Annotated in this window: 14 protein-coding genes, 14 tRNA genes and 1 pseudogene; 28 read left to right on the top strand and 1 reads right to left on the bottom strand. The window is 57.7% G+C overall.

Features of this window, described 5'->3' with window-relative positions; all coding sequences use genetic code 11:
- Positions 1 to 115 precede the first annotated feature (115 nt).
- Positions 116 to 2,125, bottom strand: a pseudogene (locus C2U37_RS03785) (methyl-accepting chemotaxis protein).
- 232 nt (positions 2,126 to 2,357) lie between these two features.
- On the opposite strand from C2U37_RS03785, the gene ruvA reads away from it, so the two are divergent.
- The 28 genes from ruvA to C2U37_RS03650 all read left to right on the top strand — a co-directional run bounded on the left by ruvA (position 2,358) and on the right by C2U37_RS03650 (position 15,525).
- Positions 2,358 to 2,972, top strand: coding sequence for a Holliday junction branch migration protein RuvA (ruvA, locus tag C2U37_RS03780; protein ID WP_010672867.1), 615 nt, complete (start codon positions 2,358 to 2,360; stop codon positions 2,970 to 2,972).
- Positions 2,973 to 2,980: 8 nt separating this feature from the next.
- Positions 2,981 to 3,991 (top strand): Holliday junction branch migration DNA helicase RuvB, encoded by a 1,011-nt coding sequence (gene ruvB, locus C2U37_RS03775; RefSeq protein ID WP_104451844.1) that lies wholly within the window; start codon positions 2,981 to 2,983, stop codon positions 3,989 to 3,991.
- Positions 3,992 to 4,001: 10 nt separating this feature from the next.
- Positions 4,002 to 4,244 (top strand): hypothetical protein, encoded by a 243-nt coding sequence (locus C2U37_RS24540; RefSeq protein WP_029313687.1) that lies wholly within the window; start codon positions 4,002 to 4,004, stop codon positions 4,242 to 4,244.
- Between the two features lie 686 nt (positions 4,245 to 4,930).
- Complete coding sequence (locus tag C2U37_RS03770; RefSeq protein WP_010672869.1) at positions 4,931 to 6,487, top strand: cytochrome ubiquinol oxidase subunit I; 1,557 nt, start codon at positions 4,931 to 4,933, stop codon at positions 6,485 to 6,487.
- Positions 6,488 to 6,499: 12 nt separating this feature from the next.
- Positions 6,500 to 7,636, top strand: a complete 1,137-nt coding sequence (gene cydB, locus C2U37_RS03765) for a cytochrome d ubiquinol oxidase subunit II (RefSeq protein ID WP_010672870.1) — start codon at positions 6,500 to 6,502, stop codon at positions 7,634 to 7,636.
- A gap of 14 nt (positions 7,637 to 7,650) precedes the next feature.
- Positions 7,651 to 7,767 (top strand): cytochrome bd-I oxidase subunit CydX, encoded by a 117-nt coding sequence (gene cydX / locus C2U37_RS03760; RefSeq protein WP_005331536.1) that lies wholly within the window; start codon positions 7,651 to 7,653, stop codon positions 7,765 to 7,767.
- Positions 7,754 to 8,065: a cyd operon YbgE family protein gene (locus tag C2U37_RS03755; protein WP_039039483.1), complete on the top strand. Its 312-nt coding sequence runs from the start codon at positions 7,754 to 7,756 to the stop codon at positions 8,063 to 8,065. The genes cydX and C2U37_RS03755 overlap by 14 nt, the downstream gene beginning before the upstream one ends.
- 286 nt (positions 8,066 to 8,351) lie before the next feature.
- Positions 8,352 to 8,759, top strand: coding sequence for a tol-pal system-associated acyl-CoA thioesterase (ybgC, locus tag C2U37_RS03750; RefSeq protein WP_010672872.1), 408 nt, complete (start codon positions 8,352 to 8,354; stop codon positions 8,757 to 8,759).
- Complete coding sequence (gene tolQ, locus C2U37_RS03745) at positions 8,749 to 9,435, top strand: protein TolQ (protein WP_010672873.1); 687 nt, start codon at positions 8,749 to 8,751, stop codon at positions 9,433 to 9,435. Before ybgC ends, tolQ begins: the two co-directional genes overlap by 11 nt.
- On the top strand, positions 9,435 to 9,881 hold the full coding sequence (gene tolR / locus C2U37_RS03740) for a protein TolR (RefSeq protein WP_010672874.1): 447 nt from the start codon (positions 9,435 to 9,437) through the stop codon (positions 9,879 to 9,881). The genes tolQ and tolR overlap by 1 nt, the downstream gene beginning before the upstream one ends.
- Positions 9,882 to 9,886: 5 nt before the next feature.
- Positions 9,887 to 11,017, top strand: a complete 1,131-nt coding sequence (tolA, locus tag C2U37_RS03735; RefSeq protein ID WP_010672875.1) for a cell envelope integrity protein TolA — start codon at positions 9,887 to 9,889, stop codon at positions 11,015 to 11,017.
- A 77-nt stretch (positions 11,018 to 11,094) separates the two neighbouring features.
- Entirely contained in the window at positions 11,095 to 12,420 is a 1,326-nt protein-coding gene (gene tolB, locus C2U37_RS03730) for a Tol-Pal system beta propeller repeat protein TolB (RefSeq protein ID WP_010672876.1), read from the top strand.
- A 48-nt stretch (positions 12,421 to 12,468) separates the two neighbouring features.
- Positions 12,469 to 12,993, top strand: a complete 525-nt coding sequence (gene pal, locus C2U37_RS03725; protein WP_010672877.1) for a peptidoglycan-associated lipoprotein Pal — start codon at positions 12,469 to 12,471, stop codon at positions 12,991 to 12,993.
- Between the two features lie 157 nt (positions 12,994 to 13,150).
- Positions 13,151 to 13,960, top strand: a complete 810-nt coding sequence (ybgF, locus tag C2U37_RS03720) for a tol-pal system protein YbgF (protein WP_041211017.1) — start codon at positions 13,151 to 13,153, stop codon at positions 13,958 to 13,960.
- A 174-nt stretch (positions 13,961 to 14,134) separates the two neighbouring features.
- A tRNA-Lys gene (locus C2U37_RS03715) sits at positions 14,135 to 14,210 on the top strand.
- A 32-nt stretch (positions 14,211 to 14,242) separates the two neighbouring features.
- Positions 14,243 to 14,318, top strand: a tRNA-Val gene (locus C2U37_RS03710).
- A gap of 48 nt (positions 14,319 to 14,366) precedes the next feature.
- Positions 14,367 to 14,442 (top strand) — tRNA-Lys (locus tag C2U37_RS03705).
- 19 nt (positions 14,443 to 14,461) lie between these two features.
- Positions 14,462 to 14,537 (top strand) — tRNA-Val (locus C2U37_RS03700).
- Positions 14,538 to 14,585: 48 nt separating this feature from the next.
- Positions 14,586 to 14,661 (top strand) — tRNA-Lys (locus tag C2U37_RS03695).
- A 19-nt stretch (positions 14,662 to 14,680) separates the two neighbouring features.
- Positions 14,681 to 14,756 (top strand) — tRNA-Val (locus C2U37_RS03690).
- A 21-nt stretch (positions 14,757 to 14,777) separates the two neighbouring features.
- Positions 14,778 to 14,853 (top strand) — tRNA-Lys (locus C2U37_RS03685).
- A 19-nt stretch (positions 14,854 to 14,872) separates the two neighbouring features.
- Positions 14,873 to 14,948, top strand: a tRNA-Val gene (locus C2U37_RS03680).
- Between the two features lie 22 nt (positions 14,949 to 14,970).
- Positions 14,971 to 15,046 (top strand) — tRNA-Lys (locus tag C2U37_RS03675).
- Positions 15,047 to 15,065: 19 nt separating this feature from the next.
- Positions 15,066 to 15,141 (top strand) — tRNA-Val (locus tag C2U37_RS03670).
- Positions 15,142 to 15,162: 21 nt separating this feature from the next.
- Positions 15,163 to 15,238 (top strand) — tRNA-Lys (locus tag C2U37_RS03665).
- A gap of 19 nt (positions 15,239 to 15,257) precedes the next feature.
- Positions 15,258 to 15,333, top strand: a tRNA-Val gene (locus C2U37_RS03660).
- A gap of 21 nt (positions 15,334 to 15,354) precedes the next feature.
- Positions 15,355 to 15,430, top strand: a tRNA-Lys gene (locus C2U37_RS03655).
- Positions 15,431 to 15,449: 19 nt separating this feature from the next.
- A tRNA-Val gene (locus C2U37_RS03650) sits at positions 15,450 to 15,525 on the top strand.
- The last annotated feature ends 22 nt before the right edge of the window (positions 15,526 to 15,547 follow it).

Genomic DNA, 15,547 nt, shown 5'->3' with positions numbered 1-15,547 from the left:
GGGCGGCTTGGCCCTGGAAAATTTCAAGTGCGGAATTTTAACAGGCGAAGCCCCCCGGCCCAAGGGCTAAATTCAGCGGCGCTGGGGGGAGGGCGGGGGCCTTGCCTCGCCCGCACTAGACCCGAAATTGCGACAGCAACTGCTGTTGCTGCTGGCTGGCCTGATGGAGGGAGGAGGCCAGTTGCAGGCACTCCTGGGCTTCCTGTTCGCCCGTCTGGGCCTGCAGGCTGATATCCGAAACCTTGCCCGTGGTGTGCCCCAGGGTGTGGGAGAGCTGGCTGGTCGCCTCTGCCACCTGTTGCACCATGTCGGCGAGCTGATCGATGGCCTCTTCTACCTTGAACAGGATCTGTTTGGTGTTGTCGGAGTCCGCCATACCCGATTCCACGGTTTTCAGGTTGCGTTGCATCATCAGATAGGCCTGCTCTGTCTGCTGCTGGATGCTGTTGATCACATCCGTTATCTCGGCGCTGGAGGTGGCGGTGCGATTGGCCAGGGTGCGCACCTCGTCGGCCACCACGGCAAAACCGCGCCCCATCTCGCCCGCCCGGGCGGCTTCGATGGCGGCATTGAGTGCCAGCAGGTTGGTCTGCTCCGAGATATTGCTGATGGTGGAGATGATCTGGCCAATCTGCCCTGCCTGCTCCTTGAGGGCATTGATGGCAGTGGCACATTCACTCACCTCCATGACCACCCGCTGCATGCCGGCGGTGGCGGAAGAGACATACTGGCTGCTTTGCGTGGTGAGCTGGCGCACCTCGTTGGCGTTGTGTGCCGCCAGGTTGCAGTTGTCCGAGATGGTGGTGGCCACCTGCACCATCTGCTCGCTGTCGTGGTGCAGCGCCTGGGCATGCGCTGCGGTCTGGCGGCTGCTCTGGCTGATGGCCTGGACCCGGTTGACCGAGGTGTGCACGTGCTGGTTGATGTGCTGGTTGTTGTCCATGGTGGCGCTGATCATCTTCTGCAGCTTCTCGATGAAGCGATCCACGCTGCCGGCAAGGGAGCCAATCTCGTCGTCGCGTGAGAGGTTGATGCGGGCATTGAGATCCCCTTCCCCGGCGGCGATGCCCTGCATGCGCTTGTCGACCTGGAGTAGCGGGCGAACAATGGTGCGTACCAGCCAGAAGCCGCAGCAGGTGACGATCAGCAGGCTGAGCAGCAAGCCCCCTAGGATGAGTCCCCTGGTGTAGTCGATGATGGCGTTGAGCTGGTGAACCTGATCCTCGACGGTGGCGTCCCCCTGGGCCTCGACCTCGACCAGCGCCAGCCTGAGCTGGTCGGCACTGCCTTCGTAACGGGCCAGCTGGTTCTGATAAGCGCTCAGGGTTGTGGTCCATTCACGGATCAGGCGGGCATTGTCGGCTTGCAGGGCACGATACTGGGTGGAGAGCATTTGGCCTGCAAACTCCCCGTCGCCGGGCACATCGAACTGGCCGGTTGCCAGCATGCCGTCAACCGCGTCCTGATAGAAGCGGGTGGCTTGTGCCAGCTCGGCCTGGATGGCAGGAGTAGGGCCTTCGCTCTGCATCTTCTCCAGCGCATAGAGCTGGCGCAAGAATCCGATGTTGGCCTCCATGCCGCCATCGGCCGCCTGCCAGCGGGTCGCGAGGCCGCCGTTCCAGCTGATGGCCTGCTCCGGTGAGCGGGTGAGGCTCTCGACGGCCTCGTCACCGATCACCTCCAGCCTGGTCGAGAGGCGTGACATGCGTTCAGAACTGGCACGCAGCGCCTCATCGGCGCTCGTGAAGGTGCGATAGAGGGTCAGCAGCTGTGCCTGCTCTTGCTGATAGGTCTGCTCATGCTGCTTCAGCGTGGTGATGGCTGCCGCATCGATGAGCCCGCCTTGCTCCACCCGGCGCAAAGCGTCGCTGGCCGCCTCTTTTGCCCGTTGCAGCTCCGGTGCGTCGAGGGGGATCCCCGAGAGCATCTTCTGGATATAGAGCGACTGGTTGCCGAGTTCGATGGAGCCCTCCATGGCACCATCTGCCGTCTGCTAGGCGGCACCCAGGACGTAGGAGAGCAGATCAGCCAGCCGCTGGCTGCCATACCAGCCGATCGCCCCCATGCCCAGGGTGCAGCCGAGTAGAATGGTGAGTCCGAGGTTGGATGTGGTGACGATTTTCATGACTCAAGCCTTCCCTGGTGCCGAACAAGACCATTTCAGTGTTCAATCAATGACGAAGATGTGCCATCCCCGATGGAAAATAAAGTGACAGACAGTGTTCTGAACGAGGGAAATGGCCGGGTATGAAGAGCGGGTCATCCCATGATCTGCATGGACCTATGCTGGATACTTATCCAGTTATTCTTTATGCTATGACCCAATTTGCGAGAGTCTGCGTGGCGAGGAAAAGAACATGATCGGTCGCTTGAGAGGCGTCATCATCGAGAAGCAACCCCCCGAGGTGTTGCTGGAAGTCGGAGGGGTGGGATATGAGGTTCATATGCCCATGAGCTGCTTCTATGATCTGCCCGAACTCGGGAAGGAGGCCGTCATTCACACCCACTTTGTGGTGCGTGAAGATGCCCAGCTGCTCTACGGCTTCAACCACAAGCAGGAGCGGGCGCTGTTTCGCGAGCTGATCAAGACCAACGGGGTCGGCCCCAAGCTGGCACTGGCCATTCTCTCCGGCATGACGGCCACCCAGTTTGTGATGAGCGTCGAGCGCGAGGAGATAAGCTCACTGGTCAAGTTGCCCGGCGTGGGCAAGAAGACCGCCGAGCGCCTGGTGGTGGAGATGAAAGACCGCCTCAAGGGCTGGGTCAGCCACGATCTCTTCTCCCCGGCCGAAATCACCCTGCCCGCGAAAGAGAGCCCGCTGCGTGCCCCGGATGCGAGCGAGGAGGCGGCCAGTGCACTGGTGGCCCTCGGCTACAAGCCGCAGCAGGCCAGCCAGATCGTCAGCAAGGTGGCCGCCGACGGCATGTCGGTAGAGGAGATCATTCGTGAATCCCTGCGCAGCCTGGTGTGAGGTAGACAATGATTGAAGCGGATCGCCTCATCTCGGCCGGTGCCGCCCGTGAGGACGAGATCATCGATCGGGCCATCCGGCCCAGAAAGCTGGCCGATTATACCGGGCAGGATCACGTCTGCGATCAGATGGAGATCTTCATCGAGGCCGCCCGCCAGCGCGGGGAGGCCCTCGATCATCTGCTGATCTTCGGGCCTCCCGGCCTTGGCAAGACCACGCTGGCCAACATCGTCGCCAACGAGATGGGGGTCAACATCAAGACCACCTCGGGCCCCGTGCTGGAGAAGGCCGGCGATCTGGCGGCGCTCCTCACCAACCTGGAACCGAACGATGTGCTCTTCATCGACGAGATCCACCGTCTCAGCCCGGTGGTGGAGGAGGTGCTCTACCCGGCCATGGAGGATTATCAGCTCGACATCATGATAGGGGAGGGGCCGGCGGCCCGCTCCATCAAGCTCGATCTCCCTCCCTTCACCCTGATCGGTGCCACCACCCGGGCCGGCTCCCTCACCAGCCCCCTGCGGGATCGGTTTGGCATCGTGCAGCGCCTCGAGTTTTACAACGTCAAGGACCTGACCGACATCGTCTCTCGCAGCGCCCGCTGCCTCGGGCTCGACATGACGGAAGACGGCGCTCTCGAGGTAGCCCGTCGCTCCCGGGGGACACCGCGGATTGCTAACCGTTTGTTAAGGCGGGTACGAGATTTTGCCCAGGTGAAGTCTGACGGGGGAATTGACGGACCCATTGCGGCCCGAGCCATGGACATGCTGGACGTGGACAACGAAGGTTTCGACTTCATGGATCGCAAGCTATTGTTGGCCGTCATCGACAAGTTTATGGGGGGGCCAGTCGGGCTCGACAATCTGGCCGCCGCCATCGGTGAGGAGAAGGACACCATAGAAGACGTGCTGGAACCTTATCTGATCCAGCAAGGCTATTTGCAACGTACACCCAGAGGGCGGATCGCAACTCAGAGAGCCTACGCACACTTTGGCCTGGAACGACCGGCAGATCAGTAGACGTTGCGATATGAACCAAAAAGCCGCCCTTGAGGCGGCTTTTTGTTTTGCGGGCAAAAAAAAGCCCACGGCACAGGCGGTGGGAAAAGACAATTCAGGATGGATGTTCACAGACAGTGAGCGCGTCTGCAGACCGGTCGGGAAAAAACAGAGGAGCCGTCGCGAGGCTTCAGAGTCGGTTCATTTGATAGAGTTGAACGAAAGAAAGCTTGTAGTAACGGATGGTCTTGGCAACAAACTTTTTCATCATTAATCCCAACAAACAGGTTCGAAATGTTCATCGAATACGTACCGGGAACCCGGAATGACCGGCCTGTATTCAGAGGTATGCCCTCACTGCGAGGCGCATTGTAGGAGCTCTTTCCGGGTGGGGCAAACAAGAAAATCTATGGGCTTTTGATTAGATAAACTAATGGCTTTGGTGGGGGTGTCAATCCGCATAAACATGTGTTTTTACTGGGTTTAAATTGATTTTTGGATGAGCCTGGCCATTTATTGAAATAATCGAGATGCGAAGGCTTTATTCCCGGGGTTGTGTATTTGTTTAACAGAATTGAAACTATTTTAGTGAGTCATAAAATTGATTTAAATCAATTATTTACGACTTGTTGTTTTTTGTGATGAAGCTCCCATAATTAATGGGGAAAGCCCTATAAGTTACCTTGAAAAAGCATGTATTGAGGGTGGTTTTACATTGATTTCAATCAAATAAAGGTGATATAAAACAGCGATCATTATAGGCGGGAATAGAATCCTGGTTATTGTTTATTAGATGTTAAACATTAGCTTTTTTTGTTCCTGTATATTGCCTTGTTGTTAATGTGGTGGCAGTCGAATCCGGTCAGTCCGCGAGGGGTGACCGACCGTTCGGGGACTTCCAATGGAAGCTTTGTCCTTAAAACTTAAAATAGCCGTGCCAATAATCGGTGAGGAAACATCATGATTGCTGAGCATGTGGTAGACCTATCGCGGTTCCAATTTGCTGCGACGGCCCTTTATCACTTCCTGTTTGTACCCTTGACGCTGGGGATGGCCTTCATCCTGGCGATCATGGAGTCTGTCTATGTGATGACCAACAACACAGTGTACCGGGACATGACCAAGTTCTGGGGCAAGTTGTTCGGTATCAACTTTGCCCTCGGGGTTACCACCGGGCTCACCATGGAGTTTCAGTTCGGTACCAACTGGGCTTACTACTCCCACTATGTCGGCGACATCTTCGGGGCCCCGCTGGCCATCGAAGGCTTGATGGCCTTCTTCCTGGAGTCCACCTTCGTCGGTATGTTCTTCTTCGGTTGGGATCGTCTCAGCAAGCGTCAGCACCTGGCGGCTACCTGGCTGATGGCGCTCGGGACCAACCTCTCCGCACTCTGGATCCTGGTCGCCAACGGCTGGATGCAGAACCCGGTGGGTGCCGAGTTCAACTTCGAATCCATGCGCATGGAGATGGTGAGCTTCGCCGACCTGGTGTTCAACCCGGTTGCACAGGTCAAGTTCGTCCACACCGTGGCGGCAGGCTATACCACGGGCGCCATGTTCGTGCTCGGGATCTCCTCCTATTACCTGCTGAAGAATCGTGATGTGGCGTTCGCTCGTCGCTCCTTCGCCATCGCGGCCGCGTTCGGCATGGCCTCCATCCTCTCCGTGCTGGTGCTGGGTGACGAGTCCGGCTACGAGACCGGGGAAGTGCAGAAGGTGAAACTGGCGGCCATCGAGGCCGAGTGGAACACGGAGCCGGCTCCGGCATCCTTCACCCTGTTCGGGATCCCGAACCAGGAGGAGATGCGCACCGACTACGCCATCAAGATACCCTATGCCCTCGGCATCATCGCCACCCGTTCCCTGGACGGTCAGGTGACTGGTCTCAAGGATCTCAAGAGCGAGCATGAGCTGCGCGTGCGCAACGGCATGACCGCCTACGACCTGCTGACCAAGCTGCAATCCGGTGACAAGTCCGACGATACCCGCGCCCGCTTCGACGAAGTGAAGCAGGATCTGGGCTACGGTCTGCTGCTCAAGCGTTACACCCCCAACGTGACCGACGCCACCGACGAGCAGATCAAGGCTGCCGTGGATGACTCCATCCCGCAGGTACTGCCGCTGTTCTTCGCCTTCCGCATCATGGTCGCCTGCGGCATCCTGATGCTGGTGCTGATCGGTCTGGCCTTCTATGACAGCACCCGCCACAAGATCGGCGAGCGCAAGTGGCTGCTCAAGGCGCTGCTGTACGGCATTCCGCTGCCCTGGATCGCCATCGAGGCAGGCTGGTTTGTCGCTGAATATGGTCGTCAACCCTGGACCATCGCCGAGATGCTGCCGACTTATGTCTCTGCATCCAACATTCCTGCGTCCGAGATCTGGTTCTCTCTGATCGGGATCTTCCTGTTCTACACCGTACTGCTGATCATCGAGATGTACCTGATGTTCAAGTATGCGCGCCTGGGCCCAAGCAGCCTGAAGACGGGCAAGTACCACTTCGAACAGAGCAAGGCATAAGGAGAGTGACCCATGTTTGATTACGAACTGTTGCGTCTGGTCTGGTGGGTGCTGGTCGGCGTGCTGCTGATCGGGTTTGCCATCACCGACGGTTTCGATATGGGGGTGGGCGCCCTGCTCCCCTTCGTCGGCAAGAAGGATGTGGAGCGTCGCGTGATGCTCAACACCATGGGGCCGCACTGGGAAGGCAACCAGGTCTGGCTGGTGACCGCCGGTGGCGCCCTGTTCGCCGCCTGGCCCATGGTCTATGCGGCGGCCTTCTCCGGCTTCTACATTGCCATGATCCTGACCCTGATGGCGCTGTTCTTCCGTCCGGTCGGCTTCAAGTACCGCTCCCTGCAGGAAGATGCCAAGTGGCGCTCCAACTGGGACTGGGCTCTGTTTGCCGGTAGCGCCATTCCCCCTGTCATCTTCGGGGTGGCGTTCGGCAACCTGCTGCAAGGTGTACCGTTCAGCTTCAACCAGTTCCTGATGATGACCTATCACGGCAACTTCTTCGGTCTGCTCAATCCGTTCGGCCTGCTGGCCGGTCTGGTGAGCCTCTTCATGATCATCACCCAGGGTGCAACCTGGCTGATGATGAAGACCGAAGGTGAAGTGCTGGCGCGCTCTCGCACCGCCGCCATGATCTTCTCCCTGCTGACCCTGGTGCTGTTCGCCCTGGCCGGTGTCTGGGTGAGCGGCATGGATGGTTATGTGATTGTGGGCTCCGTCGCCACCGACGCCGTCACCAACCCCCTTCACAAGGAAGTGGTGGTGCAGGCCGGTGCCTGGATGCAGAACTACAACCTCTATCCCTGGATGATTGCCGCACCCGTGCTGGGTCTGGTGATGTGTCTGCTGACCGCCGTGGCGGCCAAGCTGGACAAGGGTTGGGTGGCGTTCCTGTTCTCCTCCCTGGCCATCGCCGGCATCATCCTGACCGCGGGCTTCTCCATGTTCCCGTTCGTGATGCCCTCGAGCCTCGAGCCGTCCCAGAGCCTGACCATGTGGGATTCCACCGCCTCCTTCAACACCCTCAAGGTGATGACGGTAGTCGCAGTCGTCTTCGTGCCGACCGTGCTGGCTTACACCATCTGGACCTACATCAAGATGTTCGGCCGGGTGAGTAACAAGCACATCGAAGACAACCAACAATCGCTCTACTAAGAAGGTGCCCTGATATGTGGTATTTCACCTGGATCCTGGGGCTGCTGCTGGCCTGTGCGTTTGGGATTATCAATGCGCTCTGGCTGGAGCACACCGAGAACCTGGATCGTCAGATTGATGAAGACAAGTGACAGGCTCGCCCGGCTGGCCGCTCCTCTGGAGCGCCAGCCATGGCAAGGTCTGATGCTGCTGGCGGCGGCCCTGCTGGCTGTCGCCATCTTGCAGGCGCCCAACCTGGTCGCGGCCAACACCAGTGAGCACGGCCTCTGGCTTGCGCCCTGGCTGATGTGGGCGGTCTGTTGCGGTGTCATGCATGGACTGGGATTTCACCCGCGCAGCCTGGTGGGCCGCGTGCTGTTCTTCCCCTGGCTCGCCCTGCCCAGCCTGCTCTGCGGGCTCTGGCTGACCAGCAGCTACTACCTGCCATAAATGATGAAGGAGGTCGGCATGAGCCCACCTCCTTCTTCTTTTTTGAGGGGCGTGCCGCCGCCCGGTCAGAGCGACAGAACCTCGCTTGTCACGCCGCTCGCAGCCACTTCTCTTGTCCGCTTTTCTTGTGATGCTGACAGCCCTGTGGTCTTCGGCCTGTCGGCGCCGCAGCACGCCATAAAAAACAGGGGGAGAGGGGATTTCCCTGTCTCCCCCTGCTTCTTTCCTATTCAGCCCTGCGCTATGATAGCCCCCCATCTGACTGTCGAATGGATCACAGATTTTTATGGGGGAAGTCTCTGAGTTTCCGGTGCGTGTCTACTACGAAGACACGGATGCCGGAGGCATCGTCTACAACGCCAATTATCTCAAGTTTATGGAACGGGCCCGCACCGAATTCCTGCGCGCAGGCGGCATCGAACAGGATGTCCTGCTGCAGGCGGGGATCGCGTTTGTGGTGAGTCGCACCGAAATCGACTTCCGCGCGGCGGCCCGTTTCAATGAACTGCTGACCGTAATGACGCAAGTAACTGAAGTGAAACGCGCTTCCATGCGTTTTTCACAGCAGATCCTGGCGGCTGATGGACGGCTGATCACTCAGGCCATGGTACAGATCGCCTGTGTCAGTCATCCGCAAATGAAACCTGTTGCAATACCTGAAAAAATCAAGGGAGTGCTGTTAAGTGCACGCTGAAATTTCGTTTATTGGCCTGTTCTGGCAAGCCAGTCTGTTGGTGAAACTGGTCATGATGACCCTGATGGGCATGTCGGTCGTCTCCTGGGCGCTGATCATCCAGCGCTCCAAGGCCATCAAGGCGGCCAACCTCGCCTCGGAGCAGTTTGAAGATAGATTCTGGTCCGGGGTCGACCTCAATCGTCTCTACCAGGAGTCCTCCTCCCGTCGTGACGACATCGAAGGCATGGAAGACATCTTCTACTCCGGCTTCAAGGAGTATGCCCGCCTGCTCAAGGCCGGTGCCCGTGGTCAGGATGCGGTGATGGACGGTACCTATCGTGCCATGCGCGTCTCCCTGTCCCGAGCAGTGGACGATCTCGAGTCCAACCTGCCGGTCTTGGCGACCATCGGCTCCATCAGCCCCTATATCGGTCTGTTCGGTACCGTCTGGGGGATCATGAACGCCTTTATCGCTCTGGGTCAGGTTCAGCAGGCGACCCTGCAGATGGTGGCACCGGGTATCGCGGAGGCGCTGATCGCCACCGCCATGGGTCTGTTTGCCGCCATCCCGGCCGTTATCTTCTACAACCGCTTCACCAACAAGGTCGAACGGCTGGAAAACGCCTACGCCAACTTCATGGACGAGTTCACCACCATTCTGAACCGCCAAATCGCACAGCAGGGTGAGAAGTAATGCAAACCTATCAGCGGCTCAAACGCAAGAAGGTCGCCGAGATCAACGTGGTGCCCTATATCGACGTCATGCTGGTGCTGCTCATCATCTTCATGGCGGTCACGCCCGTGATCACGCAGGGGGTCAAGGTCGACCTGCCCCAGGCGGAGTCCGAGCAGTTGCCGGAAGACTCCAAGCCGCCTTTCATCGTCAGCGTCAATACCGAGGGTGAGTACGTCATCAAGGCCGGCGAGGCGGATGACGAACCCGTACCGAGCGGCACCCCAGAGGCGATGCAGCAGTACATCACCGAGAAGGCTATGGGCTATCTGGCCATCAACCAGAACGCGCCCGTGGTGGTCGCCGGTGACAAGTCCGTACGCTACGAGGAGGTGATCCTGCTGATGGTGGCCCTCAAGAAAGCCGGTGTGCCTCAGGTTGGTCTGATGACGGATCCGGTGAACTGACGGAGATGGATGTGAAGCGTGGTATTTCCGGTTATCTCGTCGCGTCGCTGCTGCTGCATCTGATCATCGGCATCATCCTGCTGGTCGGTGTCGACTTCAGCAAACCCAAGCGCCCCGAGTCCAAGGGACAGATCGTCAATGCGGTCATGATGGACAGCGAAATGCTGGAGCAGCAGATGCAGCAGGTCCAGCAGCAGAAGCAGGCCCAGCCCAAGGCTGCACAGCAGCAGAAGGACAAGGAAGACGCTGAGCGCGTCAAACGCGAGCTGGCACAGGAGCAGGAGCGTCTGCGTATCGCCGAGACCAAGCGCAAGCAGGCCGAAGAGGCGACCCGCAAGGCCGAAGCCGACAAGCAGAAGAAAGAGGCTGAACAGAAGCAGGCGGAAGAGAAGGCCCAGAAAGCCGAGGAAGCCCGCAAGCTGGAAGAGCAGAAGACCAAGAAGGCCGAAGCCGAACGCAAGGCGGCGGAAGAGGCCAAGGCGCTGGCGCTCAAGAAGAAAAAAGAAGAGCTGGAGAAGAAGCAGGCTGAAGAGAAAGCCAAGGCGGAAGAGGCCAAGGCCAAGAAAGCGGAAGCCGAGAAGAAGGCCAAGGCCGAAGCCGAGAAAAAGGCGAAGGCGGAAGCCGAGAAGAAAGCCAAGGCCGAGGCCGAGAAGAAGGCGAAGGAAGAGGCTGACAAGAAGGCAAAAGCTGACGCAGAGAAGAAGGCGAAGGCCGAGGCCGACAGAAAGGCCAAGATTGAGGCGGAGCGCAAGCGCAAGGCGGCCGAAGAGGCCAAGTTGCAAAAAGAGATGGAAGCCATGATGGAGCAGCAGCTGGCCGCCGAGGCCAATGCGCGCAGTCAGGCCGCATCGGCAGCCGCCAAGGGTGAGGTCGACAAGTATGCCGCCCTCATCAAGGCCACGGTCGAGCGCTACATGATTTTGGATCCCACCATGCGGGGCAAAACATGTACTATCGGTGTCAAGTTGGCCAGTAGCGGCTTCGTCATCTCGGTGGACAACGGTCAGGGTGATCCGGCGGTCTGTCGCTCCGGCAAGGCGGCGGTTCTGAAGGCCAACCAGTTGCCGGTGCCGAAGGATCCGGCGGCATTCGAATTGATGAAGGATCTACGCCTTCAGCTAGCGCCAACGATTTAAGAGAGTGTTTCTGCTTTGATTGGCAAGGGTTGTTGATCAGAGAACTGAGTCTCAAATTGGAACTGAGAGTTTAAGCCATGATAAGAAAAGTGTTTTTTGCTTTGGTTGGCTGTTTGTTGCTGGGCCAGAGTGCTCAGGCGGCCTTGGACATCGTCATCACCGGCGGTATCGACAGTGCGCGCCCCATCGCCATCGCCCCCTTCAAGTGGGAGGGCAATGGCCAGTTGCCGCAGGATATCGCGGAAGTGGTCTCCAACGACCTGATGCGCAGCGGCAAGTTCAAGCCGCTGGCTCGTGGCCAGATGCCGCAGACGCCGAGCACCAGCGGCGAGATCAACTTCGCACCCTGGGCTTCCCAGGGGGTCGAAGCCGTGGTGGTCGGCTCCATCGCCGCCGTGGGTGATGGTACCTACAAGATCAACTTCGAGCTGGTCGACGTCCTGAAAGGCCAGCTGGCCAAGACCCAGGGCGGTGAAGCGAACGGTTACATCCTGGACAGCCGCATGGCGACCATCCCGGGTGCCCAGATGCGCCAGTTTGCCCACCGCATCTCCGACATCGTCTACGAGCGTCTGACCGGTGAGCGTGGCGCCTTCCTGACTCGTCTGGCCTATGTCTCCGTGCAGCAGGGCACCCAGTTCCCGTATCAGCTGCGGATCTCCGACTACGACGGCTACAACGAGAAGACCCTGCTGCGCTCCCGTGAACCCCTGATGTCCCCGGCCTGGTCGCCGGATGGCAGCAAGCTGGCTTACGTGAGCTTCGAGAACCAGAAGTCCGAGATCTATGTGCAGGACATCTACACCCAGCAGCGCAGTCTGATCACCAGCTTCCGTGGCATCAACGGTGCGCCGGAGTGGTCTCCAGATGGTCGTCGTTTGGCTATTGTTCTGTCCAAAGATGGGCAGCCTGACATCTATGTCGTTGATGTTGCTAGCAAGCAACTCACCCGAGTCACAAATAACCGTACCATCGACACCGAACCCTCCTGGATGCCGGACGGTCAAACTTTGCTGTTCACCTCTGAACGTGGTGGCAAACCCCAGATTTATAGCGTAAATTTGGCGACTGGCATGACTCGCCGGATGACCTGGGAAGGGGATTCCAACCAGGGGGCATCCATCACACCGGACGGCAAGTCCATGGTGATGGTGACCCGGGTTCAGGGACAATATCGCATCGCTCGCCAGGATATGGAAAATGGAGCCATGCTGGTACTGACCCAGAGTGCTCTGGATGAATCGCCAAGTGTGGCTCCCAATGGCAGCATGATCATTTATGCCACCATCTATCAGGGTCGTAAGAGTCTTGCATTGGTGTCGACCGACGGTCGCTTCAAGGCAGTGCTTCCGACCAGTAGCGGTGAAATTCGTGCACCAGCTTGGTCGCCCTTCTTGAATTGATAAAAATCGATTGTTTTTTGTTTTGTTATAAAGGTTTAAGGAAATAGCATGCAACTCAATAAACTGCTCAAGGGTCTGGCCATCGCACTGCCACTGTTCACCTTGGCTGCCTGTAGCTCCTCTTCCGACTCCGACGCCGCTGGCGCCGAGTCCGGCATGACTGACGGCATGGGCGGTGTACAAACCGGCGGCGCCAACGGCATGTTGTCCCCGGAAGAGCAGATGCGTCAGAAGTTCGAAGCGCTGCAACGCGACAACGTGATCTACTTCCCGTACGATGGTTACGACATTCAGGGTCAGTACGCCGACCTGCTGGATGCCCACGCCAGCTACCTGCGTGAACGTCCGAGCGTCAAGGTATTGATCGAAGGCCACGCCGACGAGCGCGGTACGCCGGAATACAACATCGCGCTGGGTGAGCGTCGTGCCAAGGCTGTTGCCAAGTATCTGCAAACCCTGGGTGTGCAGGCCGAGCAGCTCTCCATCGTCAGCTATGGCGAAGAGAAGCCGCTGGATCTGTCCCACACCGAGGAAGCCTTTGCCAAGAACCGCCGTGCGGTCCTGGTTTACTAAGGTTTGAGTCGAACGAAGTTCGTTTATATGCAAGCGGCCATTTCGATGGCCGTTTTATTTGCACTAAACGTCAAGGTTTGATCCGAATGAAATCTGTATCAGCGAGCGACTATGCGCTGACCGTTTTATTTGCACTAAACGCTAAGGTTTGATCCGAATGAAATCTGTGTACAAGCAAGCTGGTGTTGCGCTGGCCGTGTTGGTTGCTTTGAATGCGCAAGCAGCGGCACCCGTGAGCGATCTGAGCGGGGATTCTGGCAGCAGCGGCGTGGTGCTGAGCGGCAACAATGGTGCCATCGTACCGACCGGCAGCCTGGAAGACCGGGTTGCTCTGCTGGAGCGTACCCTCAACGCCCGTCTGCGTCTGCAGGCCGAACTGCAGCAACAGGTCGACTCCCTGCAAGGGGAGGTCTCCGAGCTGCGTGGTCAGCTGGAACAGCAGACCTACCAGATGGAGCAGTCCCAGGAGCGCCAGCGCCAACTCTACCAAGAGCTCGACAAGGTGGCCAACAGCCAGCCTGCCGCCGCGCCCGCAACACCTGCTGCAGGTGCTGCAACGCCTCCTGCCGCGGCAGCCAACTACTCCACCAACCAGGATGAGAACCAGGCCTACGACGCGGCCGTGAACATGGTGCTCAAGGAGAAGAACTATGACAAGGCCATTCCTGCCTTCGAAGGGTTCATCAAGCAGTTCCCGAACTCCAGCTATGTTCCCAATGCCCACTACTGGCTCGGCCAGCTGATGTTCAACAAGGGTGACAGGGCGGGGGCCGCGAGCCAGTTCTCCACGGTGGCGAACAAATACAGCAAGTCACCCAAGCGGGCCGATGCCCTGCTGAAACTCGGCATGCTCGCCCAGCTTGACGGCAAAAAAGCAGAGGCCAAGGCCTTCTATGAGCAGGTGATCAAGGGTTACCCCAACACCTCGCCGGCCCAGCTGGCCAAACAGAGTCTGGCCAAGCTGTGACATTGCTGCATGTCACTGTTTTCGTAACACTCTTGTAAATACCGCCGTGCTTTGTATGCGCAGTGAACAATCAGATTTAATTTAAGATTTTTCTATTGCGCCAGGATGATAAATCCGTAATATAGGCCGCCGTCAGAGCCGGAGCAGTAATGCAGTCGGCACTGGTCGTGGTGAGGGTCGTTAGCTCAGTCGGTAGAGCAGTTGACTTTTAATCAATTGGTCGCTGGTTCGAATCCAGCACGACCCACCATTTCTTCACAGCAGGTGAAGACAATATTCCCAGGTCGTTTAGCTCAGCTGGGAGAGCACCTCCCTTACAAGGAGGGGGTCACTGGTTCGAGCCCAGTAACGACCACCATGTTGTAACGCTAACCGCCACATGCGGTTGGTGAAAGGTTCAGGATGTGGGTCGTTAGCTCAGTCGGTAGAGCAGTTGACTCTTAATCAATTGGTCGTAGGTTCGAACCCTACACGACCCACCACTCTGAACATTGAATCCCAGGTCGTTTAGCTCAGCTGGGAGAGCACCTCCCTTACAAGGAGGGGGTCACTGGTTCGAGCCCAGTAACGACCACCATGTTGTAATACTGGCCGCCACATGCGGTTGGTGAAAGGTTCAGGATGTGGGTCGTTAGCTCAGTCGGTAGAGCAGTTGACTCTTAATCAATTGGTCGTAGGTTCGAACCCTACACGACCCACCACTCTGAACATTGAATCCCAGGTCGTTTAGCTCAGCTGGGAGAGCACCTCCCTTACAAGGAGGGGGTCACTGGTTCGAGCCCAGTAACGACCACCATGCTTTAAAAATGATTTAGATGGGTCGTTAGCTCAGTCGGTAGAGCAGTTGACTTTTAATCAATTGGTCGCTGGTTCGAATCCAGCACGACCCACCATCATTTCAGTCATATCCCAGGTCGTTTAGCTCAGCTGGGAGAGCACCTCCCTTACAAGGAGGGGGTCACTGGTTCGAGCCCAGTAACGACCACCATGCTTTAAAAAATGATTTAGATGGGTCGTTAGCTCAGTCGGTAGAGCAGTTGACTTTTAATCAATTGGTCGCTGGTTCGAATCCAGCACGACCCACCATCATTTCAGTCTTATCCCAGGTCGTTTAGCTCAGCTGGGAGAGCACCTCCCTTACAAGGAGGGGGTCACTGGTTCGAGCCCAGTAACGACCACCATGCTTTAAAAATGATTTCGATGGGTCGTTAGCTCAGTCGGTAGAGCAGTTGACTTTTAATCAATTGGTCGCTGGTTCGAATCCAGCACGACCCACCATCATTTCAGTCTTATCCCAGGTCGTTTAGCTCAGCTGGGAGAGCACCTCCCTTACAAGGAGGGGGTCACTGGTTCGAGCCCAGTAACGACCACCATGCTTTAAAAATGATTTAGATGGGTCGTTAGCTCAGTCGGTAGAGCAGTTGACTTTTAATCAATTGGTCGCTGGTTCGAATCCAGCACGACCCACCATCATTTCAGTCTTGTCCCAGGTCGTTTAGCTCAGCTGGGAGAGCACCTCCCTTACAAGGAGGGGGTCACTGGTTCGAGCCCAGTAACGACCACCATATTGAAAAGCCCGCAGCGATG

The organism is Aeromonas sp. ASNIH1 (assembly GCF_002934285.1).
Taxonomy (GTDB): domain Bacteria; phylum Pseudomonadota; class Gammaproteobacteria; order Enterobacterales; family Aeromonadaceae; genus Aeromonas; species Aeromonas caviae.
The sequence above is the reverse complement of the archived record's forward strand: the minus strand, read 5'-3'. Positions and strand labels throughout refer to the sequence as shown.